Source organism: Pseudomonas sp. 05N432, assembly GCF_056396945.1.
Map to the genome: position 1 here is coordinate 62,216 of NZ_JBFTMM010000010.1, position 22,560 is coordinate 84,775.

A 22,560-nucleotide genomic window follows, 5' to 3' on the forward strand; every position below is an offset into this window, starting at 1 on the left:
CACATTCTTGTAGGTTTTATGGATAAGGCGCAGGACGAATTCAGTGAGTAGGCAAGCGAACGATCGGTGCACCGGGAATGCAGCACACCAAGGCGCCCTTGCGTTCAACGCAAAGGCAACCGGAAAGGGAAAGGGTTTGAACACGAGGCAGGAACGCGCTACGTAAAACGTGCAGAGCAGAGCTGAAGGTTTTCATCGACGGTACCTATCGTTGTTTCTTGTTTTTGTTTCGCCCTCCCCGCACTCAAGGCTGACTTGAGGTCGATCGGGACGTTGATAGTCGGCAACCTGGAAACGACTTTATTGGAATTTAATTTCCATATCAACTCATTTTAGAATTTTATTCTAATTTTATTCCATGCCCACACGCAGGCTTCATTTCAACCACCTGACGGCGTTCGAAACTCAGCCGTGCGGCGTCTAGAATGCGGGTGGTCGCCAGTGCATCACGGGCCTCGACCGGCAGTGGGCCAGCGCCTTGCAACGCGGTTTGCAGCTGTAAATAGAACTGATTCCAGCAACCGCGCTCAGACGGAACCCGCTCGCGCTCTTCACCGTGCTCGAACCAGCCCCAGCGTCGATGCTCTTCAACGCCCCAGCGATCACCTTCGGATGCTGGTGTCAGCCCGGTCAGCGCCAGGGCCTCTTGTCCGTCCAGACCGTCGACGCTGTAGCAACCCGCCGTGCCGTTGACCCGAAAACGCGGCCCGGGATTGTTTTGCAGGCAACTGCCGCTCAAGTGCGAGATCACGCCGTTGGCATGGGTCAGCGAGAGGAAAAAGCCGTTGTCGAAAAGCTGCTCCTGATTGAGGTAGTCCAGCTCGGCGTAAACCCGTTTCACCGGCCCGAACAGTTGCAGCGCCTGATCCACCAGATGACTGCCCAGATCGCGCAGGAACCCGCCGCCGCTGCCCTTGCCCACCGACTGTGGCGAATAGCGTTCTACGCTGGATTCAAAGCGGGTGACTTGTCCCAGCGCACCGGAGTCGATGAGTTTGCGTACCGTAAGGAAGTCCGAATCCCAGCGCCGGTTTTGATAAACGCTGAGCGGGACCTTGCGCTGCTCGGCAGCGGTCACCAGTGCTTCGGCCTGTTGAGCATCGGCGGCGAAGGGTTTGTCGCAGACCACCGCTACTCCGTGTTCAATCGCTTCGAGTACCAGCGCCGCTCGACCCTCCAGTGTGGTGGAAATCACCAGCACATCGACCCTGGCTTCCACCAATTGGCCAATGTTGTCGAACGCCGGGACGCGGGGGTATTCAGTCGCCAATAGCTGACGGCGCTCGGGGGAACGCGTCACCACGCCGACAAAAGTCGCCGCTGGCAAGCTGCTGATCAGCGGCGCATGAAAAAACCGGCCACCGTGGCCGTAACCGACAAGTCCGATTCGCATGAAGCTTTCCTTATAGATAACTACCGGATGTGCATGGCCCTTGTGGGAGCGAGCCTGCTCGCGATGGGATCAACGCGGTGCCTCTGATAAACCGCATTGCCTGCATCGCGAGCAGGCTCGCTCCCACAGGATTTGCGCAAGGCGTCAGCGGCAGAGTTCGCTTTTGACCCGCTCCAGCATCATCCGGTTGGACTCGTCCGGGCGATCTTCCCAGGCGAACACCGAGACCGTGGCGATGCCGTCGAACTTGATCTCGCGCAGGGTGCTGAAGAACGCTTCCCAGTCGACCTCGCCCTGACCGATGTCCAGATGCTGGTGCACCGTGGCCGTAACGCCCGGCGGGTTGACGATGTAGCGCAGCCCCGACGAAGCCTTGTGGTTGTAGGTGTCGGCGATGATCAAGTGGCTGAGTTTGGAGCCCGCGTACCTGAGCATCGAGGCGATGTCGCCTTTGCCGTCGTCGTAGAAGAAGGTGTGCGGCGCCGCGTAGAGGTAGTTGATCCAGTCGCGATCAAGGCCGCGAATGATGTCGACCGACTCGTTATTGCGCTCGCAGAAGTCATACGGATGCGCCTGGATATCGAGCTTGATGCCTTCGCGTTCAAACTCGGGAATCAGCTCGTCCATGGAACGCATGAACTGGTTCTCGCAGACCAGCGGGTTGTCCGACTGACCGGTGAACTCGGTGTTGACCAGCTCACAGTCCATCTCAACGGCGATCTGGATTGCGCGCTTCCAGTTGCGCACCGCCGCCACTCGCAAGCCTTCATCGGCGGCAGCCCAGTGGTACATCGGGAGCAAGGACGAGAGCTTCACTCCGGTGTCGCTCAGGGCTTTGCGAAACTCCTTGATCCGCGCCTTGTCGACACGCGGGGCCTTGTAGAACGGCAGGAAATCTTCCCGGGGTGAAAGCTCGATGTGCTCGTAACCGAGCTCGGCGACCTTGTCGACCATCTTGCCCAGGGACAGAGTGCGGTACATGTAGGGGTCTAGTGCAATGCGCATTTTGTTGTTCTCCTTAACCAAGGCCTGAGCCTTGCCCTCTTGTGGGAGCGAGCCTGCTCGCGATGGCGGCAGCACATCCAACATCTATGTGACTGTCCAATCGCAATCGTCGGATCGCCGCCCGGAGCAGGCTCGCTCCCACATTGGATTGTGGTCAGCCGTAGAAACGGGGACGGTCTGGCAGTGCGACGTTGATGATCGCCCCGCTCTGCTGTGCTTCGATGCAGGCATCTGCCGCCACCGCTGCAGCAAAGCCGTCCCACGCCGAAGGTCCACCCACCTGCCCGGCGCATACACCATCGATAAAGGCCTGCAACTCAACGTCGTAGGCGGCGATGAAGCGGTCCTTCCAGTCCATCAGAATCGCGTTGGACAACTTGGCCCCGCTGCGCATCTGCACCTGCGATGGCTCCGGCAGCTTGGCAATGCCGGTCTCGCCCACCACTTCGCACTGAATGTCATAGCCGTACTGGCAGTTAACGAAGACTTCGACGTCGATGCGCGTGCCCTTGGCGGTTTCCAGCAGGACGATTTGCGGGTCTTTCAGGTGGGCGTGGGCTTTGCTGGTCTTGCGCGGGAACACCACTTGTACCGACACGTAATCGTCGTCGAGCAACCAACGCAGCACATCCAGTTCATGGATCAGCGTGTCGGTGATCGCCATGTCGGTCTTGTAGTTTTCGCCCACGGTCGGGTTGCGGTGAGCGCAATGCAGCATCAGCGGTTCGCCGATCTGGCCGCTGTCGATCACCGCTTTGAGTGCTCGGTAACCCTCGTCGTACGGGCGCATGAAACCGACCTGCACCAGACGTTTGCCGTGGGCCACTTCAGCCTCGACGATCTTGCGGCAGCCCTCGGCGGTGACCGCCAGCGGCTTCTCGCAGAACACCGGTTTACCCGCCGCAATCGCCGCCAGCACGAACTCTTCGTGGCTCGGCCCCCAGGAGGTGACCAGAATCGCTTCGACGTCTGGCGCCTTGATCAGCGCGTGACCGTCCGGGTACACCTCGGCGGTCAGTTTCAGGTCGGCAACCACTTTGGCCGCCTGCTGCAGATTAATATCGGTAACCGCCACCACCTGACTGTTGAGCAGGGTCTGGCTGCAACGACGGATGTGATCCTGACCGATGGCGCCGGTGCCGATGACGCCTAGCTTTAAAGACATGCGAAGACTCCTTCCTGTTGAGATGGCAGAGCAATCAGTACTGACGGGCCTTGGCCAGTCGTTCATTGAGGGTTTTGGCTACCGCATCGGTGCGCGCGCTGGTGGAGACTTGCGCCACACCCACCCGCCACCAGGACAGGTATTTGTGGATCATGGTCTTAGGCAGGACCTTGATGTCGATCAGCGTCGACACCGTTTGCAACCGCGCATCGGCCAGGGCCGCTTGCAGTTGCTCGACGGTGTTGACCTTGTAGGTCTTGCAGCCGTAGGCCGCCGCGCTCATGGCAAAGTCCACCGGAACAAAACCGCCATCGAGCTTGCCGGTCTCAGGGTTGCGGAAACGGAACTCGGTGCCGAAGCTGTCCATGCCATGTTCCATCTGCAAGTTGTTGATGCAGCCGAAGGTCATGTTGTCGAGCAGGATCACGTTGATCTTGCGCCGCTCCTGAATCGAGGTGGCCAACTCCGAGTGCAACATCATGTACGAGCCGTCGCCCACCAGCGCATAGACTTCGCGCGTCGGTTCCGCGAGTTTCACCCCGAGCGCGGCATTGACCTCGTAGCCCATGCAGGAATAACCGTACTCGACGTGGTAGGTGTTCACGCCCTTGCTGCGCCAGCTGCGTTGCAAGTCGCCGGGCAAGCTGCCGGCAGCGGCGACGATCACCGCGTCGTCGGCCAGGGTTTGGTTCAACACGCCGAGCACACGGCTTTGGGTCAGACAGGAACCGGTCAGCTCGATGAATTCGCGCAGCACCGCCGGGTCCATGTGGTCGTTGATTTCCGGGATGAAGTCCTGGGTCTGGTATTCGACCTGATAGACCCGATCCACTTCTTCATCCAGTTGTGCCTTGGCCTGACGCGGTTGATCGCCCCAACTGGAGCGGTAATCGGCCAGCGCTTCGGACAATGCCTGCAAGCCGGACCTGGCGTCGGCCAGTACCTGCACGCCATCGAGTTTCAGCACATCGCAAGGGCTGATATTCAGGTTGAGAAACTTCACCTCGGGATGCTGGAACAGCCATTTCGACGACGTGGTGAAGTCCGAGTAGCGGGTACCGACGCCGATGATCAGATCGGCTTCCTTGGCCAGCAGGTTCGCGGCCAGGCAACCGGTTTCGCCGATGCCGCCGACGTTCAGCGGATGACTGGAAACTACCGCACTCTTGCCGGCCTGAGTCTCGGCGAAGGGAATGTCGAATCGTTCGGCAAACGCCTGCAACGCGGCATTCGCGCCCGAGTATTTGACCCCGCCGCCGCAGATGATCAGCGGTTTGCGCTTGCCTTTGAGTAGCGCCACGGCATCGCCGAGCATGGCTTCGGTGGCCGGGCGACGGTCGATACGGTGCACGCGCTTTTGCAGGAAGTAATCGGGGTAATCGTAGGCTTCGGCCTGTACGTCTTGCGGCAAGGCCAGCGTCACCGCGCCGGTTTCCGCCGGATCGGTGAGCACGCGCATGGCGTGGATCGCCGCGCTCATCAGTTGTTCGGGACGGTTGATGCGGTCCCAGTATTTGCTCACCGCTTTGAAGGCATCGTTGGTGCTGATGCTCAAGTCGTGGAACTGCTCGATCTGTTGCAGCACCGGGTCCGGTTGGCGACTGGCGTAGACGTCACCCGGTAATAGCAGCAAGGGAATCCGGTTGGCGGTGGCGGTCGCCGCAGCGGTCAGCATGTTCGCTGCACCGGGGCCGACCGATGAAGTGCAGGCGTAGATCTTGCGCCGCAGGTTCTGCTTGGCAAAACCGATGGCGGCGTGGGCCATGCCCTGCTCGTTGCGGCCTTGATGGACGATCAGGTCGCCGCTGTCCTGCTCCAGCGCCTGGCCGAGGCCGAGCACATTGCCGTGGCCGAAAATGGTGAAGATCCCGGCGACGAATTTGCTTTGAACCCCATCGACCTCGACGTATTGGTTGTCGAGGAATTTCACCAGGGCCTGGGCCATGGTCAGTCGTGTTGTGGTCATGTGCGATCCTTCAATATACGAAGAAACCTTGTGGGAGCGAGCCTGCTCGCGATGACGGTTTTACATTCAATATCAATGCTTGCTGTCACACCGCTATCGCGAGCAGGCTCGCTCCCACAGTTGATCTTCATTCGGCCCAAAGCGGTGTCAGGCCAGGGAGTTCTTCAGGTGATCCATGCTCGCGCCGATTGCCTGGCGGATGTCCGTCAGCCCGTGCACGCTGTCGGCAAACGGCTCGAACGACAGGTAGCCGCTGTAACCGGTGCTGAGCAAGGTATCGATCTGCGCCGCGTTGCCGAGGATGTCGCCCTCGCCCACCAGCACCCGATGCCCATCGCGGATGGACGTCAGCGGCGCGTGCGCGTCCTCGACGCCCGAGATGTGCACCAGCCCGGTCAGTTCAGGGAAAAACTCGTGTTCACTGGCCAGATGGTGGTGAAAGGTGTCGTGCACCAGACGGAACACATCCAGCCCGCCAATAGACTTGATTGCATCCACTGCCGTGCGTTTACGCCGCAGTGAACACTCCTCGAAACCCAGCGGTTCGATGAAACCGAGAATCCCATGTTCGCGCAGGATCGGCGCCAGTTCACTCAATGCGGTGCGCAGGCCGGCGCTGCGTTCAGCTTCGTTACGCGGGTCGGCGCGATCATTCAGCGGGCACATCACCAAGCCTTGCGCGCCGCAATCACGGGCATAGGCGGCGAGTTTCAAGGCGTGTGCGCGGCGCTCGTCGTTCCACACATCGAACGGGTACAGCGCATTGATCGACAGCACGCTGATCCCGTTGGCCCGGCACAACTGGCGCACACGCTCGGGCGGCGTACCGTCTTCGATTTCGATGCCCTTGAGGTCGTTGCGGATCTCGATGGCCTCGGCTTTCAGGGCTACCGCCAGCTCAATGAATTCCGGCAGCGACAAACGTGGGGCAACCATACGGTTCAGGGCGAAACGCAGGGGCTGGCTCATTATTCTTGTTCTCCGCACTCAAGGTGTTTATTTGGCAGTGGGCATGCTGAACTCAGGGCCTTTGGCGATGCTGTCCGGCCAGCGCTGCATGACGCTTTTGTAGCGGCTGTAGAAACGAATGCCTTCTTCGCCATAGGCATGGTGATCGCCGAACAACGAGCGCTTCCAGCCACCAAACGAGTGCCAGGCCATGGGTACCGGAATCGGTACGTTGATCCCGACCATCCCGACCTTGATGGTGCGGGCAAACGCCCGGGCAATCCCGCCGTCGCTGGTGAAGCACGACACGCCGTTGCCAAACTCATGAGCGTTGATCAGCGCCACGGCGCTGGCGAAATCTGGCACCCGAACGATGCCCAGTACCGGACCGAAAATTTCCTGCTGGTAGATGCTCATCTCGGTCGTGACCTTGTCGAACAGCGTTGCACCGACAAAGAAGCCATTCTCCGCACCCGGCACCTTGAAGCCGCGGCCATCGACAATCAGCTGGGCGCCCTGGGCCACGCCTTGATCGATGAAGCCTTCGACCTTGGCCTTGTGCTCGGCGGTAACCAGCGGCCCCATGTCGCTGTCGCCCTGCATACCGTTGCCGATCTTCAACTGATCGATCCGCGGCAGCAGTTTGGCAATCAACTTGTCGCCAACATCGCCCACAGCCACCGCAATCGAGATCGCCATGCAGCGTTCGCCGGCCGAACCGAATGCAGCACCAATCAACGCATCGGCGGCCTGATCCAGATCGGCGTCGGGCATCACGATCATGTGGTTCTTCGCCCCGCCCAACGCTTGCACACGCTTGCCACGGGCCGTGGCTTGCTGGTGGATGTACTCGGCAATCGGCGTCGAACCGACAAACGAAATGGCTTCGATGTCCGGGTGCTGCAGCAACGCATCGACGGCGCTCTTGTCGCCCTGTACCACGTTGAACACGCCGTCCGGTAACCCGGCTTCGCTGAGCAGGCGTGCCATCAGCAAACTGGCCGACGGATCACGCTCCGAAGGCTTGAGGATGAAGCAGTTGCCGGTGACCAGCGCCAGTGGAATCATCCACAGCGGCACCATCACCGGGAAGTTGAACGGCGTGACCCCGGCGCAAACGCCCAACGGCTGACGCAGGTTCCAGTTGTCGATGCCACCACCGATGTTGTCGCTGAATTCGGTTTTCAGCAGGTTCGGCGCACCGCAGGCGTATTCGACGATCTCGATGCCTCGCGTCACTTCACCACGCGCATCGGAGAGCACCTTGCCGTGTTCGCGGCTGATGATTTCTGCCAGCTCATTGTGATGACGGTCGAGCAGTTCCTTGAACTTGAACATCACCCGCGAGCGGCGCAGCGACGATTGCTCGGACCAGGCCGGAAACGCCCGCAGCGCCGAAGCCACGGCTTCATCGACGGTTTGCTGGCTGGCCAGCCCGACTCGCGCCTGAATCGCGCCAGTGGCCGGATTGAAGACATTGCTGAAGCGCTCACTGCCAGTGTCCTGCACCTGGCCGTTGAGGTAGTGGCCGATAACCGGGGCATCACTCATTGTTATTGTTCTCCGTCAGTCTTCAGAATTCAGAGGTCCAGCAGCCAGCTGTGCTGCGGATCGTTATGGAACTGCCAGACCCGCTTCGGGCCGGCCATGACATTCAGGTAATACGACTCGTAGCCGTAAGGCACGCTGACCGGGTGATAGCCCTTGGGCACCACCACCAGATCGCTGTTTTCCACGGCCATGGCCTGATCGATAGAACGGTCATCGGTGTAAACCCGCTGAAAAACGAAGCCTTGCGGCGGGTTGACCTGGTGGTAATAGGTCTCTTCGAGAAAGCTCTGGTGTGGCAGGTTGTCGGTGTCGTGCTTGTGCGGCGGGTAGCTCGACGAATGCCCGGACGGTGTACGCACTTCCACCACCAGCAGTGAGTGCGCAGGCTCGGTGTCGGGCAGGATGTCGCAGACGTAACGGGTATTGGCGCCCTTGCCGCGCACGCTGCGCTTCATGCTGTCGGGGGTTATCAGCCGTGGGCCTATGCCTGCCGACGCCGAACCGGGAGCAGCGCACACGGCAATCTGTACATCGCTGAGTGCGACTATCTGCGCCTGACTGCCGGGCGGCAGGTAAGCGGCGAACGGTGATTTGTCTTCGAACACCGATTGGCGGTCGCCGATGTTGCTCCAGTTGAACGCGCCCTGCCCTGGCGCTTCACCGCTGACATCAACCCGACCGCTGAGCAGCACCAGGCACAGTTCTTTATCGCCCGCACTGACCGGCAAGGTTTCGCCGAGGCTCAGGCGGTAGGCGCTGAAACCGACGTATTCCAGCGCTCCGGCGGGTAACTCGACCAGGGTTCGGCCCTTGGCGCTGCTCTTGACCAGCAGGCTCATTGTCCGGTCCTCTGATCGAGCAAGGCGCGCAAGGTCTCGTAACCTTTCTTGGCATAGACATAGCTCGGCGCGACGGCCGGATCCTGTTCGGCCTCGACCACCAGCCAGCCGTGATAATCGGCGGCCAGCAATACGTCGAGCAGCGCGGCAAAGTCGATATCACCGTCGCCCGGCACGGTGAACGTGCCGTTGATGATGCAGTCCGGGAAGCTCCAGAGATGGTTGCGCGCCAGTTGCACCACCGGTTTGCGCACGTCCTTGAAATGCACGTGGCAGATGCGCCCGATGTGCTTGCGCAGCACCTCGAGCGGTTCGCCGCCACCCATGTAGCAATGGCCCGAATCGAACAGCAGGCCGACTTCGCTGCCGGTCAGGGACATCAGCTTATCGATGTCTGCCGGCGATTCGACATACGCGCCCATGTGATGGTGATACGCCAGACGCACGCCCCGGGACAGGGTGAAACGTGCCAGCTCGGTGAGCTTGTCGGCGTATTCCTGCCAGGCCTGCTCGGTGTGAAATCGCGGGCGCTCGACCAGAGGAATCCGCTGGCCCTGGATCGAGTCGGCGACTTCGCCGTAGACCAGCACCTTGGCGCCATTTTTCGCCAGCAACTCGACATGGCTGCCAATGGCCTCGATTTCTTCAGCCACCGAACGCCGCGCCAGGCGGCTGGAGTACCAGCCCGAGACCAGCGCCAGGTCGTAAGGCCGCAGCACATCACCGACCCCTTTGGCGTCCTTGGGAAACTTGCCGTTGAGTTCAAAACCTTCGTAGCCAATGTCCTTGCCTTCGCTCAGGGCAGTGCTCAGCGGCGTTTCCCCACCGAGGGCCGGCAGATCGTCGTTGCTCCAGGAGATCGGGTTGATGCCAATTCGGATAGCGGGCATGGCTGCACCTTTTATTGTTTTTACATAACCATTGAATGTGGCGATGAACCCTGTGGGAGCGAGCCTGCTCGCGATGGGGCCTTCAAGGGCGCCAAAAGCATCGCGAGCAGGCTCGCTCCCACAGGTATCGCATTTCAATCAAAAATCAGTTTCAGGCGCGGGCGGTGCGCCAGGCGTTGATCAGTTCGACAAACGTGCCCTGTACTCTCTGGATCAGCGCTTCGTCATCGATCTCACCGGCCAGCCACGCTCGGCTCGGCTCCTGGAAAATCGTCCGGCCGACTGCAAACCCTCTGCAGGTCTTGCTCTGGCTCGCTTGCGCAAAGCCTTCGGCCAGCGCTGCAGCCGGTGCATTCAGCCCCAGCAGCACCACGCCTCGGCAATAGGGATCGCGCTCCTGGATCAGCTCGTCGAGCTGTTTCCACTCCTCGCGGCTTTGCGCCTCGATCTTCCACCAGGCCGGGAAAATGCCCAGGTTGTACAGGCGTTTGATCGCGCGATAGAGCACGTCCGGATGCGCTGACGGGTGATCCTTGGGCGGGATGATTTCCAGCAGCAACTCATGGCCGCTGACCTGCGCCGCCTGATACAACCCCTTGATCTGCGCTTCCTGTTCCAGACGCAGCAACGGTTCGTCGTCGGGGTGAAATTGCACCAGGCACTTGATGATTTGTTCCTGCGGCCAGGCGATCAGGTTGCTGCCAATCGAACGACCATGTTCGAAGGCCAGTGGCCGTGAACCCTGCACCTCCACCGGACGCGCCACCCACCAGCCGCGACCGGTGGCGGCATTCAGCGAGTCCTGACCGAAACGCTGGTCAGCCAGCAGACCGACATCCGCCTCGATGCCCTGCCGACGCAGGTCCGCTTCGACCCGCTCGACGGCTTTGATGAACAACTGCTTGAGTTCGCCGATGCTGCTCAGCTCGCGACCGCCCTTTTGCGCCAGCTCCACCAGTTGCCCGCGATGGTCGAAGGCAAAAATGAACAGCTGCTTCCAGGTTTTGCGCGGCACGCTGACCTGATGCAGACGTTGCAACACGGCATCCTGATCCGGCCGGGTGATCGGCACCGGGCTGTTGAACAGGTAATCCAGTTCGGCGCGGGTCGGCATCGCCGGGGCGCAGGCGTGGCGAGAAACCACCAGGCCGCCGCAGGCATTGGCCAACTGGCAGCAGCGCTCATCGCTGGCATCCTCCAGCCAACCACTGAGGAAACCCGACATGAACGCATCGCCAGCGCCCAGCACATTGAGCACTTCGACCCGCACACCGGGATAGATCGCGCCGTCTTCGAGACGAACCGGAATCACCCCGTGAATCACCGTGCAGCCTTGCGGCCCGAGCTTGACCACCAGGGTCGCCGCTGTCAGACGACGGACGTTGCGCAGTGCACTCAACAAGTCCTCGCTGCCACCGGCAATCAGGAACTCCTCTTCGGTGCCGACGATCAGGTCGAAACGCGGGAGGATTTTCTGTACGTGCTGGCTGACCTGCTGGTCGGCGACGAAACGGGTTTCGCCATCCGCCTTGCCCGCCAAGCCCCAAAGAACCGGCCGGTAATCAATGTCGAGAATGCGTTTGACGTTGTGCTTTTCGGCGTACTCCAGCGCCTGGATGCTCGCCTTGTAGACGCCGTCGGTAGAGAAATGCGTGCCGGTGATCAGCAAGGCTTTGCTGGAGGCGATAAAGGTTTCGCTGATGTCTTCGGCGCGCAGGGCCATGTCGGCACAGTTTTCGCGGTAGAACACCAACGGAAAGGTTTCGCGGTCCTTGAGGCCCAGCAAAACCATGGCGGTGAGGCGCTCCGGATCGACCTTGATGCCGCTGACGTCGCAGCCTTCACGGGCCAGGGACTCGACCAGGAAACGCCCCATGTGGTCGTCCCCCACCCGGCTGAGCATGGCTGACTTCAGCCCCAACCGGGCCGTGCCGAAGGCGATGTTAGCGGACGAACCTCCGAGGTATTTGGCGAAGCTCGAGACATCCTCCAGCCGTGCACCGACTTGCTGTGCATAGAGGTCGACGCCAAGGCGCCCGAGGCAAATCAGATCCAATTGACGCCCACTGGCAAAACGAGTCTGGCCCATGCTGGCTCCTGTTATTTTTATCAGCCTGCGTTCGGGGCGATGGTGGCGCCGAACGCTTTTGGTGGATGCAGACTAAAACGTGTGGCGCGCACAAATCAATATTTATTCCAATATATTTTTACGTGGAATATTTTTTCCAATAAACTTTTACGGAACCGCCCTAGGCACCGTGCATCGTTTCAGCACGTGTCCGGCTGACCCACGGCTCAAGATTTTATTCACGCCTACCCTGTAGACTGCGCACAGCCAACCTATTGTCATGGGCAACGCTTCACCGAGCGGCCCAATAAGAACAAGCCAGAAGGATCATTTATGTCCCGCACCGATCAGCCGGCTACCGCCGAGACCACGCCGCAAAGCGACCTCGCCAGCCCCCCGATCAATGCCGAACGCTTGCTGCAGCTGATCACCAACGAATACGAAAGCCTGCCGCGGCAGCTCAAACGCATCGCCAGCTACATGAGCCAGCAGAGCGACCGGATCATGGTCGACCGCATCAGCGACATCGCCCGCGAATGCGAAGTGCACCCTTCGGCCATCGTGCGTTTCTCCCAGCGCTTTGGTTTCAGCGGTTTCAGCGAAATGCAGGCGTTGTTTCGCGAGGCGTACACCCACAAAACCACGCCGGTGCAGAACTACCAGCAGCGCATTCGCAGCATGATCGCCAACAAGTCGCAGAAGGCCAGCGGCGGCGACCTGGCGCGCGAGTGCATCAACGCCACGCTGTCAGGCATCGAACGCCTGGGTCTGGAGCTGGATGACCAGTCCTTCGAGAAAGCCGTGGACTTGGTGGTGAATGCCGACAACATCTACGTGGTCGGGGTGCGCCGCTCGTTCGCGGTGGCCGATTACCTGGTGTACAACCTGCAACACACCAACAAGCGCATTCACCTGGTCTCGGGACTGGGCGGCAGCTACCGCGAGCAAATGCGCAGCGTGCGGGCCAATGACCTGGTGATCGCCATCAGCTTCACGCCCTACGGCAAGGAAACCCAGCACTGCCTGCGCATCGCCCAGCACCATCAGGCGAAAACCCTGATCATCACCGACAGCAACCTCTCGCCGCTGGCCAAACGGGCTAACACGGTGCTGCTGGTCAATGAAGGTTCCTCGTTTGCATTCCGCTCCTTGAGTGCAACTTTGTGCCTGTGCCAGGCATTGTTCATCGCCGTGGCCTATCGCCTGGAGCTGAAGATGGATGAGATTCACGAGCAGGTCGGGTTCGAGGACTGACCCTCACCACCATGATGGGTATGGGTGTGGGCCTGCAACGAGCCCGGCACCCCGGCGCGAAGCAACCCGCCGCCGTCAATCCAGGCCTGGGTCGACTGATAAGCGCGCTGCAGCAGTTGATCGGTCTGGGTGAAATCGAACACCGAGATCCCCAGCGGACAGAGCGGCGCGACCACATGGATCGCCGCTCGCGGTGAATACAGTTCAATGTCGCGCACCAGCTGGCGCATGCTCATCAGGTTCAACGTGTGCAGCGCCAACGCCACCAGCCCTGAGGGCGGACTGGGGCAGTCACAACCAAAACCGGTCGGCACCACCACAACCCGCGTCGCGCCCAGGTACACCGCACTGGCAATCGGCGTATTGCTGGCCACGCCGCCGTCGATCAACAGCTTGCCGCCGATCTGCACACACGGAAACACCAATGGAATCGCCGCGCTGGCCAGCAACGCCTGCTCGACACTGCCGCTGGACAGCAGTTCTTCGGCGCCGGTGAGCAAATTGGTGGTGACGATGTGCAGCGGCAGTTCGGTGTCTTCGATCTGCTTGAAGGGCAACGCCCGCCGCACCAGATGTTCCAGCGCCGCAGACTGCAACAGAAAGCCCCGGCGCCGAAAAATCGCCGACAGGCTATCGAACAGCGAAAACGGAAACACATCGGCCTTGCGCAAACCACGCCAGAAGTCCGCCAGCTCGGCCACCCCTTGTGCGTTCGGCTTTGCTGCGAAGTACGCGCCGTTGATGGCGCCGACCGAGGCACCGATCACCATATCGAACGACACGCCCGCTTCGACCAGCGCCTGCAACATGCCGACCTGAACCGCACCGAGGCTGCCGCCACCGGCAAGGACGAGCGCAGTTTTTTCGGCGGGCATGACAGACCTCCAGAAACATCCGGGCACCTAGACTCTCAAGCATAGCGGCTGAGCCCGAGTGCACTGGCGTAGGTCACCGGTTTGCCGCTAAATTGGCGACGCACTGCCTACGCATTATCAAAGGAGCTGTACATGAAGCTGATCGGAATGCTCGATTCACCTTATGTAAGACGCGTCGCCATTAGCCTGAAATCGCTGGACATCCCGTTCGAGCACGCCTCGGTGTCGGTGTTCCGCCAGTTTGCGCAGTTCCAGCAGATCAACCCGGTGGTCAAGGCCCCGACGCTGGTGCTGGACAACGGCGAAGTGCTGATGGATTCGACCTTGATCATCGACTACCTCGAAGCCTTGAGCGGACCGGACAAAAGTCTGATGCCCACGCAACTGGACCAGCGCTCGCGTGCATTGCGGCTGATCGGCCTGGCCCTGGCGGCTTGCGAGAAGTCGGTGCAGATCTACTACGAGCGCACTTTGCGCCCGGCCGAGAAACAGCATGAACCATGGCTGGAACGCATCAGCGGACAGTTGCTGGCGGCGTATTCGGCCCTGGAACAGGAACTGGACAAGCAGCCGCTGAAGACCGACGGTTCCCTCGACCAGGCGGGCATCACCCTCGCCGTGGCCTGGAGCTTCACCAATCTGGTGGTGCCGGATCAGGTCAGTGACGCGCAGTTCCCGAGAATCCGCGCGTTCACCGCCTACGCCGAACAGCTACCGGCGTTCGTCAGCACACCGATTACTTGAAGACCTCCTACAGAACCAGGCCACTAGGGCTAATGCCATTCAGTGAATGGCAATACGTTCTGTAAAACGAAGCAAGACTCGTGTGGGAGCGAGCCTGCTCGCGATGACGGTGTATCAGCCAACATAGATGTTGTATGTGATGGCCTCATCGCGAGCAGGCTCGCTCCCACAGGTTTCGCGCTTTAACTGATTGCCGGTAGCCGCTAGGGCTTGGCTTTGTACCCTTCCTCCAACTGCCCCACCCGCAGCTGAATCACCTCCAGCACCGCACAACCCTCACGGGTGAGCAAATGCACGCCGCGGGTGACGCGGGTCAGGTCGCAATCGGAAATGCCCTTGAGGGAAAGGCTGGTCAAGGTGTCCATCAGGTCGCGAACCACCGTGAAACGATGTGCGGCGCAGGCGGCCAGGTCGCTGAGCTCTTTGTGGGTGTTGATGAAGAGCACGGGGTTTGCGGAGTCGTAGGTGTCGACGGGGAGATAGCGAGGCATGACTTGGTCGTTCATGGTTTTTACTCTTTGTTGAGCTTCCACCATTCGCGGCCAAACGAGAGAGGTGGCAGCTGTGCGAGGGTTGGCCGACCGGTAACGACCACACCGGCACACCCAAAGGTGTCCCGCACACAGCTGCCATAACACGATGTTGCAAACACAAAAAAAGCGTCTGCTACGGTGTTTTTGACGCTGAAGCGTGGTCATCGTCCGACCGGCCAAGGTCGTTCGCGGATTCTTTCAGCGAGCTCGAACTATAGGGCCCGACGCTGAAACGCGGCAACAGGGTACGGTGTCGGAAAGGTCTTGGAAAGTTGTGGGGGGATTTTGAGGACTGTGCGCCCCACCGATCCTCCGTAGCAGCTGCCGAGCCTGCGAGGCTGCGTTAGGTCTGGGCCGCATCCGGACGCAGCGGTCGTAAAATCCGACAACGCGTTTTTTCAGGTAAACCGCGTACGCAGGATTTGCGAGGACTTCGTCCTCGAACGCAGCCTCGCGGGCTCGGCAGTTGCTACGACGGTCTGCGCTTGTCTATGCGTATTCAAACCAACCCCATCGCCACTCGCTGCACCAGCCCATCGGCATGACAGATCACCCGGTTACGCCCGGTGGTCTTGGCGGCATACAGCGCCTCATCGGCATCGTTGAGCCATTGCATGGCTTCAGTGTGCATCGGGTCGAACGCGGCCAGGCCAATGCTCAGGCTGACTTTCAACGCCGGATTCTGCTCGTAACCCAGCCCCGAAAACCGATCGCGCAAGGCGTCCATCGCCTGGGCCGCGTGGGCCAGTGGCACGTCGGGCAGGATCACGCAGAACTCGTCACCGCCATAGCGCCCGGCCACATCACTGGCGCGCAGGTTTTGCTTGAGAACTTTGCTCAATTGACGCAACACGATATCGCCGGCCACATGCCCGTAGGTGTCGTTGATGATCTTGAAGTGGTCGATGTCGATCAAGGCAATTGCACCGCCCCGCTGCTGGCGCTGACAACGCTGGAACTCGACCTCCAGCGCATCTTTCCAGGCGCCGTGGTTCAACAGCCCGGTGAGGCTGTCGGTGCGGCTCAGGGCCAGCAGTTCGCGTTTGCGTTTGCCCAGTGTGTGGGCCTGACGAAAGCAGATCCAGCCCAACACCAAGGGGTAAAACGTCAGCAACGGTAAACAGGCATACAACTGACCAGGGCTGGTTTGCGGGATTAACACCGGAAAGAAAACCAGCAACCCGACACCCACGCCCAACAGCTGAGCCACCGTGCCAACGAGTAGAAAACGCAGGCCTCCAATGGCGACGTTGTTCATCGCCATCATCGACAACGTGGCAGTGCTGGGTAAGGGGTTGAACTGCATGGCCGCGACCCAGAATCCGCCCATGAACGCGTCGATCAGAATATTCCGGTGTTCGGCGTGATAAGGCGTGGGCGAGCGGCGCGCCCATTGATAGGCCAGGTGCGGCCAGACGAGACCGTTGAACAGCATCAGCGCCAACAGCCAATGCGGCGGTTTGAGTGGAATGATCGCCGCGCCCACGCAGAGCAGGCCCAGGACCATTCCCAGGATTCGCGATGTGTAAAGCCTCCGTGCCAGTGAAAGTCCCTTTCCTCCGTTATGGTGCATAAGGGGACAAAGCTCCTCTTCACTACTACTGACCTGAAACTTCGAGTAACTCGGACAGGGATGTCTGGAAGTCTATCAGGGCGCAATCAAATAGCCATCACCGCTTGGCGGCCCGGAATAGCCCTGCCGGCAGGCCCACTGTCGAAATTTTGACTATAAATGACAAAGAACCCGGGCTTGAACACACACCCGAAGGCTGCGTTCGGCTCAGGCTGCGTTCAGACGTAGCAGTCGCAAAATGGTGGACTCGATTGTGTCAGGCATACCAAATCATTCCTGTTTACGACTGCTTCGCCCGAGCGCGGACCGAGCCGAACGCAGCCTTCGGCAGCTGCTACGAGGCTTGTCATCTGATGAACATTCTCTACGACGAACGCATCGACGGTGCCCTGCCCCCGGTCGACAAGGAAGCCTTGCTCAACGCCTTGCGCGAGCAGGTGCCGGAAATGGACATTCTCTACCGCGAAGAAGAACTCAAACCCTACGAGTGCGATGGGCTCTCGGCCTATCGAACCACGCCGATGCTGGTGCTGCTGCCGCGTTATTTCGAGCAGGTTCAGGCCGTGCTCAAACTCTGCCATGCCCATCGGGTGCCCGTGGTGGCGCGTGGCGCCGGCACCGGGTTGTCCGGAGGTGCGCTGCCGTTGGAAAAAGGCGTGCTGCTGGTGATGGCGCGCTTCAATCAGATCCTCCACATCGACTCCGCCGCCCGCACCGCTCGGGTTCAACCGGGGGTACGCAACCTGGCAATTTCCCAGGCCGTCGCACCGCTTGGCCTGTATTACGCGCCGGACCCGTCCTCGCAGATCGCCTGCTCGATTGGCGGCAATGTCGCGGAAAACGCCGGTGGCGTGCACTGCCTGAAATACGGCCTGACCGTCCACAATGTGCTGAAGCTGGAAGTGCTGACGATTGAAGGCGAACACCTGACCTTAGGCTCGGACGCACTGGACTCAGCAGGGTTCGACCTGTTGGCGCTGTTCAACGGCTCCGAGGGATTGCTGGGCATCATCACCGAAGTCACGGTCAAACTGCTGCCCAAACCGCAGGCCGCCAAAGTGCTGCTGGCGAGTTTCGACTCCGTGGAAAAAGCCGGAGGCGCCGTGGCGGAGATCATCGCTGCCGGGATCATTCCCGCAGGCCTGGAGATGATGGACAACCTGGCCTTGCGCGCCGCCGAAGACTTCGTTCACGCCGGTTACCCAGTGGACGCCGAGGCGATTCTGCTGTGTGAACTCGATGGCGTCGAAGCCGATGTACGCGATGATTGCCTGCGGGTTCGCGCTGTGCTGGAACAGGCCGGCGCCAGTGCAGTGCGCCAGGCCCGCGACGAGGCGGAACGGGTTAAATTCTGGGCCGGACGCAAAGCGGCGTTCCCGGCGATCGGGCGCTTGTCGCCGGATTACTACTGCATGGACGGCACCATCCCGCGATGCGAGTTGCCTCGGGTGCTCAAGGGGATTGCCGAGCTGGCCAGTGAATACGGCTTGCGAGTCGCCAACGTGTTTCACGCCGGTGACGGCAACATGCACCCGCTGATCCTGTTCGACGCCAACCAGCCCGGCGAGCTGGAACGCACCGAAGCCCTCGGCGGGAAAATCCTCGAACTCTGCGTCAAGGTTGGCGGCAGCATCACCGGCGAGCACGGTGTCGGCCGCGAGAAAATCAATCAGATGTGCGCGCAGTTCAACAACGACGAGCTGACGGTGTTTCACGCAATCAAAATCGCGTTCGACGCCAAAGGCCTGCTCAATCCCGGCAAGAACATTCCCACGCTGCACCGCTGCGCCGAGTTCGGTGCCATGCATGTCCACGGCGGACAACTGCCCTTCCCTGAACTGGAGCGTTTCTGATGCACACCGACCAGGACCGGGACGCCAGCGTGGAGTTACTGGAGCAAATCAACCAGGCCCGGGAGAACGCCACGCCGCTGCGCATTCAAGGCGCCAGCAGCAAGGCCTTCCTCGGCCGCGAGGTGGCTGGCGAGGTGCTCGACACCCGCGCCCATCGCGGCATCGTCAGCTATGACCCGACCGAACTGGTGATCACCGCTCGCTGCGGTACACCGCTGAGGGAGTTGCTGGCGGCGCTGGATGCGGCCGGGCAAATGCTCCCTTGTGAGCCGCCCTCCTTTGGTGAAGACGCCACGGTCGGCGGCATGATTGCCTCGGGGCTATCGGGCCCGCGTCGCCCATGGGCCGGTTCGGTGCGTGACTTTGTGCTCGGCACCCGGCTGATCACCGGCAACGGTAAACAGCTGCGTTTTGGCGGCGAGGTGATGAAAAACGTCGCCGGTTATGACCTGTCGCGGTTGTTGACCGGCAGCTTCGGTTGCCTCGGCGTGATCACCGAAGTCTCGCTCAAGGTCCTGCCCAAACCGCGCCAGTGCCTGAGCATCAGCCTGGAACTCGACAGCGCCCACGCCTTGAGCAAACTCGCCGAGTGGGGCCAGCAACCGCTGCCCATCAGCGCGGCGTGCCATGACGGCCGGCAATTACACCTGCGGCTGGAGGGCGGCGAAGGTTCGGTCAGCGCCGCCCATCAGCGCCTCGGTGGCGAGGTGCTGGACGCTCAATACTGGGAGGCGCTGAATGAACAACAGCTGGCATTTTTCGATGAAGGGCTGCCGTTGTGGCGTCTGTCATTGCCGAACAACATCGGCCCGCTGACGCTGCCCGGCGAACAGCTGATCGATTGGGCCGGTGCGCAACGCTGGTTGAAATCCGAGGCGCCGGACATTCAGTCACTGGCCGCGGATCTGGGCGGCCATGCGACGTGCTACAGCCACGGCGTCAGCGACACGCCGTTCCAGCCGTTGGCGCCGGCGCTGTTGCGCTATCACCAACAGCTCAAGGCCCAACTCGACCCTCAGGGGTTGTTCAACCCTGGCCGGATGTACGCGGAGTTCTGAAGCATGCAGACCACCCTCAGCGATCAGGCCAAACGCCTGCCCCGCGCGGCAGAAGCCGAAAGCATTCTGCGCACCTGCGTGCACTGCGGGTTCTGCAACGCCACGTGTCCGACCTATCAGTTGCTCGGCGATGAACTGGACGGCCCACGAGGGCGCATCTACCTGATCAAGCAAGTGCTCGAAGGTCACCCCGCCACCGCCCAGACCCAATTGCACCTGGACCGCTGCCTGTCGTGCCGCGCCTGCGAAACCACCTGCCCGTCCGGGGTCGATTATCACAACCTGCTGGACATCGGCCGCGCGGTGGTCGATCAGGCGGTGCCGCGCTCGGCGAGCCAGCGCGTGTTGCGTCAGGGCTTGCGGGCAATGGCGCCAAACCCCGGACTGTTCAAGGTCTTGTTGCAGATCGGCGCAACCTTCCGGCCGCTGATGCCGCGCGACCTCGAAGCCAAACTGCCGCGCGACGTGCCGCCAGCGGGAGAATGGCCAACCACGGTGCATGCGCGAAAAGTGCTGATGCTCGAAGGCTGTGTGCAGCCGGGTTTGTCACCGAACACCAATGCCGCCGCAGCTCGGGTGCTCGATCGACTGGGGATCAGCGTCAGCACCGTTCACCAGGCCGGATGCTGCGGAGCGCTGGACTATCACCTTGACGCTCAGGAACAGGGGCTCAATCGCGCCCGCCAGAACATCGACGTCTGGTGGCCCGCGCTGGAAAGCGGCGCCGAAGCCATCGTGCAAACCGCCAGCGGCTGCGGTGCGTTCATCAAGGATTACGGGCATTTGCTCAAGACCGATCCGGCCTACGCGGCCAAGGCCAAACGGGTCAGCGAGATGAGCAAGGACCTGGTGGAGATCCTGCGCGACGAACCCTTGGAGCGAGTGTGCGCGGCCACCGAACGACGAATCGCCTTCCACTGCCCGTGCACCTTGCAGCACGCGCTAAAACTCGGCGGTGCAGTCGAAGAACTACTGACCCGCCTCGGTTTCAACCTCACCAGCGTGCCCGACAGTCACTTGTGCTGTGGCTCGGCCGGGACGTACTCATTGACCCAACCGGTGCTCGCCCGGCAACTGCGCGACAACAGGCTCAACGCTCTGGAAAGCGGCCGGCCGGAGCTGATCGTCACCGCCAACATCGGTTGCCAGAGCCACCTCGCCAGCGCCGGACGGACACCAGTCCGGCACTGGATCGAGCTGGTGGATCAGATATTGCGTTGATCGCAGCAGTCATTTGCAGAATGAAGTTCAGAAGAAACTTCGTTTGTCAGCGTCGCCTGTGCCGAACAGAATCGGCCTACTCCACTGTCACTGCGCCGGGATTCGTGTTTATGAGCAACCACAACGTCGTCAGCCCAGACCTGATCCGCCAACGCTTCTCGCGAGCGATGTCAGACATGTACCGCGAAGAAGTGCCGCTGTACGGCGCCTTGATGGAACTGGTGGCGCAGACCAACGCCCAGGTGCTCGACAGCGATCCGGCGATTGCCCGACAGTTACGCAGCACAGGCGAAATCGAGCGCCTGGACCTGGAACGCCACGGGGCGATCCGCGTCGGCACCGCGCAAGAGCTGGCGACGCTCTGCCGCTTGTTCGCGGTGATGGGCATGCAGCCGGTCGGCTATTACGACCTGACGCCGGCAGGAGTGCCGGTGCACTCCACGGCGTTCCGCGCCGTGCATGAAGCGTCGTTGCAAGTCAGTCCGTTCCGGGTGTTCACCTCGCTGCTGCGCCTGGAACTGATCGAAAACCCCGAGCTGCGCACGTTTGCCGAATCGGTGCTGGCCAAGCGTTCGATTTTCACCGCGCAGGCACTGGCGCTGATCGAGCAGGCCGAACAACACGGCGGACTCAACGAGCAGCAAGCCGAGGATTTCGTCGAACAGGCACTGGAAACTTTCCGCTGGCACCACCGCGCCACTGTCACCGCCGCGCAATACCAGCAACTCAGCGCCCAGCATCGGTTGATTGCCGACGTCGTCGCCTTCAAAGGCCCGCACATCAATCACCTGACGCCGCGCACCCTGGACATCGACATCGTGCAGGCAAAAATGCCCGAACACGGCATCACCCCCAAAGCGGTAATCGAAGGCCCACCGCGCCGCCAGTGTCCGATCCTGCTGCGCCAGACCAGTTTCAAAGCGCTGGACGAACCGATTGCGTTCACCGATCAGCAGCAGGCCCACGGCAGCCACAGCGCCCGCTTCGGTGAAATCGAACAACGCGGCGCCGCACTGACGCCTGAAGGCCGTGCACTCTACGACCGCTTGCTCAACGCTGCCCGCGATGAACTCAAGGACTTCCCCAACGAAGCCAACGCGGCGCGCTACAACAGCCTGATGGAAGAGCACTTCAAAGCCTTCCCGGACAGCTACCGCGAAATGCGCGAACAGGGTCTGGCCTACTTCCGCTATTTCGTCACAGAGAAGGGCCTCGCGGCTGATGGCGACGAACTTGGGACAGCGTCGTTGCAAGGCTTGCTCAACGCCGAATTCATTCGCGCAGAGCCACTGGTGTACGAAGACTTTCTGCCGGTCAGCGCGGCGGGGATCTTCCAGTCGAACCTCGGGGATGCCGCGCAAACCCACTACGGCGAGCATTCGAACCGGCAGGCGTTTGAACAAGCATTGGGGCGGTCGACCATCGATGAACTGGCGCTGTATGCCGATACACAGCGGAGGTCGATTGAGGAGTGCTGCGCTGCGCTTAATTTGCCGCCGCTGAGCTGAACGGCGGCTCGCCCCACCGAACCCGGTACGACAGCCCTAGAAAAGGGCTGATTTTCAACCAGGCCAGCGTTTTTGGACCTCAAACGAAGAGGTCATTAAAAAATCGCTGGCGGTAT

The 22,560-nt window shown here is 61.0% G+C and carries 18 protein-coding genes; 6 read left to right on the forward strand and 12 right to left on the reverse strand.

Going from position 1 to position 22,560, the window contains the following annotated elements; translation table 11 throughout:
• Positions 1-340: 340 nt before the first annotated feature.
• From AC1DHT_RS12625 to AC1DHT_RS12665, 9 genes are all read right to left on the reverse strand, one after another.
• Positions 341-1,393, reverse strand: a complete 1,053-nt coding sequence (locus tag AC1DHT_RS12625) for a Gfo/Idh/MocA family protein (protein WP_427536521.1) — start codon at positions 1,391-1,393, stop codon at positions 341-343.
• A 144-nt stretch (positions 1,394-1,537) separates the two neighbouring features.
• Complete coding sequence (locus AC1DHT_RS12630; RefSeq protein ID WP_427536519.1) at positions 1,538-2,398, reverse strand: sugar phosphate isomerase/epimerase family protein; 861 nt, start codon at positions 2,396-2,398, stop codon at positions 1,538-1,540.
• Between the two features lie 154 nt (positions 2,399-2,552).
• Positions 2,553-3,563 carry a bifunctional inositol 2-dehydrogenase/D-chiro-inositol 1-dehydrogenase gene (iolG, locus tag AC1DHT_RS12635; RefSeq protein WP_427536516.1) on the reverse strand — a complete coding sequence of 337 codons (1,011 nt, stop codon included), beginning with the start codon at positions 3,561-3,563 and terminating at the stop codon, positions 2,553-2,555.
• A gap of 34 nt (positions 3,564-3,597) precedes the next feature.
• On the reverse strand, positions 3,598-5,529 hold the full coding sequence (gene iolD / locus AC1DHT_RS12640; protein ID WP_427536514.1) for a 3D-(3,5/4)-trihydroxycyclohexane-1,2-dione acylhydrolase (decyclizing): 1,932 nt from the start codon (positions 5,527-5,529) through the stop codon (positions 3,598-3,600).
• Positions 5,530-5,676: 147 nt separating this feature from the next.
• Positions 5,677-6,498: a TIM barrel protein gene (locus tag AC1DHT_RS12645; protein ID WP_427536512.1), complete on the reverse strand. Its 822-nt coding sequence runs from the start codon at positions 6,496-6,498 to the stop codon at positions 5,677-5,679.
• Positions 6,499-6,525: 27 nt separating this feature from the next.
• A complete protein-coding gene (locus tag AC1DHT_RS12650) occupies positions 6,526-8,028 on the reverse strand; it encodes a CoA-acylating methylmalonate-semialdehyde dehydrogenase (RefSeq protein ID WP_427536510.1) in 1,503 nt (500 codons plus the stop codon).
• 29 nt (positions 8,029-8,057) lie between these two features.
• Complete coding sequence (gene iolB, locus AC1DHT_RS12655) at positions 8,058-8,867, reverse strand: 5-deoxy-glucuronate isomerase (RefSeq protein WP_427536508.1); 810 nt, start codon at positions 8,865-8,867, stop codon at positions 8,058-8,060.
• Positions 8,864-9,757 (reverse strand): myo-inosose-2 dehydratase, encoded by an 894-nt coding sequence (iolE, locus tag AC1DHT_RS12660; RefSeq protein ID WP_427536506.1) that lies wholly within the window; start codon positions 9,755-9,757, stop codon positions 8,864-8,866. The genes iolB and iolE overlap by 4 nt, the downstream gene beginning before the upstream one ends.
• Before the next feature lie 151 nt (positions 9,758-9,908).
• Entirely contained in the window at positions 9,909-11,846 is a 1,938-nt protein-coding gene (locus tag AC1DHT_RS12665; protein WP_427536504.1) for a bifunctional 5-dehydro-2-deoxygluconokinase/5-dehydro-2-deoxyphosphogluconate aldolase, read from the reverse strand.
• Positions 11,847-12,158: 312 nt separating this feature from the next.
• On the opposite strand from AC1DHT_RS12665, the gene AC1DHT_RS12670 reads away from it, so the two are divergent.
• The gene (locus tag AC1DHT_RS12670; protein WP_054596731.1) at positions 12,159-13,079 is read left to right on the forward strand and encodes a MurR/RpiR family transcriptional regulator; all 921 of its coding nucleotides are present in this window, start codon (positions 12,159-12,161) and stop codon (positions 13,077-13,079) included.
• On the opposite strand, the gene AC1DHT_RS12675 is transcribed toward AC1DHT_RS12670, so the two are convergent.
• Entirely contained in the window at positions 13,052-13,954 is a 903-nt protein-coding gene (locus AC1DHT_RS12675) for a patatin-like phospholipase family protein (protein WP_427536501.1), read from the reverse strand. The two genes, AC1DHT_RS12670 and AC1DHT_RS12675, sit on opposite strands and share 28 nt — an antisense overlap.
• 132 nt (positions 13,955-14,086) lie before the next feature.
• Here AC1DHT_RS12675 and AC1DHT_RS12680 point away from each other — a divergent pair, with 132 nt between their 5' ends.
• On the forward strand, positions 14,087-14,698 hold the full coding sequence (locus AC1DHT_RS12680) for a glutathione S-transferase (protein WP_427536499.1): 612 nt from the start codon (positions 14,087-14,089) through the stop codon (positions 14,696-14,698).
• A 203-nt stretch (positions 14,699-14,901) separates the two neighbouring features.
• Here AC1DHT_RS12680 and AC1DHT_RS12685 read toward each other — a convergent pair whose 3' ends face one another.
• The gene (locus AC1DHT_RS12685) at positions 14,902-15,204 is read right to left on the reverse strand and encodes a hypothetical protein (RefSeq protein ID WP_123425406.1); all 303 of its coding nucleotides are present in this window, start codon (positions 15,202-15,204) and stop codon (positions 14,902-14,904) included.
• 526 nt (positions 15,205-15,730) lie between these two features.
• On the reverse strand, positions 15,731-16,804 hold the full coding sequence (locus AC1DHT_RS12690; RefSeq protein WP_427536497.1) for a diguanylate cyclase: 1,074 nt from the start codon (positions 16,802-16,804) through the stop codon (positions 15,731-15,733).
• Positions 16,805-17,157: 353 nt separating this feature from the next.
• Between AC1DHT_RS12690 and glcD the strand changes: the two genes are divergently transcribed.
• The 4 genes from glcD to hglS all read left to right on the forward strand — a co-directional run bounded on the left by glcD (position 17,158) and on the right by hglS (position 22,444).
• Positions 17,158-18,657: a glycolate oxidase subunit GlcD gene (gene glcD / locus AC1DHT_RS12695; protein ID WP_427536495.1), complete on the forward strand. Its 1,500-nt coding sequence runs from the start codon at positions 17,158-17,160 to the stop codon at positions 18,655-18,657.
• On the forward strand, positions 18,657-19,715 hold the full coding sequence (glcE, locus tag AC1DHT_RS12700) for a glycolate oxidase subunit GlcE (protein ID WP_427536493.1): 1,059 nt from the start codon (positions 18,657-18,659) through the stop codon (positions 19,713-19,715). Before glcD ends, glcE begins: the two co-directional genes overlap by 1 nt.
• Positions 19,716-19,718: 3 nt before the next feature.
• On the forward strand, positions 19,719-20,936 hold the full coding sequence (gene glcF / locus AC1DHT_RS12705) for a glycolate oxidase subunit GlcF (protein ID WP_427536491.1): 1,218 nt from the start codon (positions 19,719-19,721) through the stop codon (positions 20,934-20,936).
• A gap of 110 nt (positions 20,937-21,046) precedes the next feature.
• Positions 21,047-22,444 (forward strand): 2-oxoadipate dioxygenase/decarboxylase HglS, encoded by a 1,398-nt coding sequence (gene hglS / locus AC1DHT_RS12710; RefSeq protein ID WP_427536489.1) that lies wholly within the window; start codon positions 21,047-21,049, stop codon positions 22,442-22,444.
• Positions 22,445-22,560 lie beyond the last annotated feature (116 nt).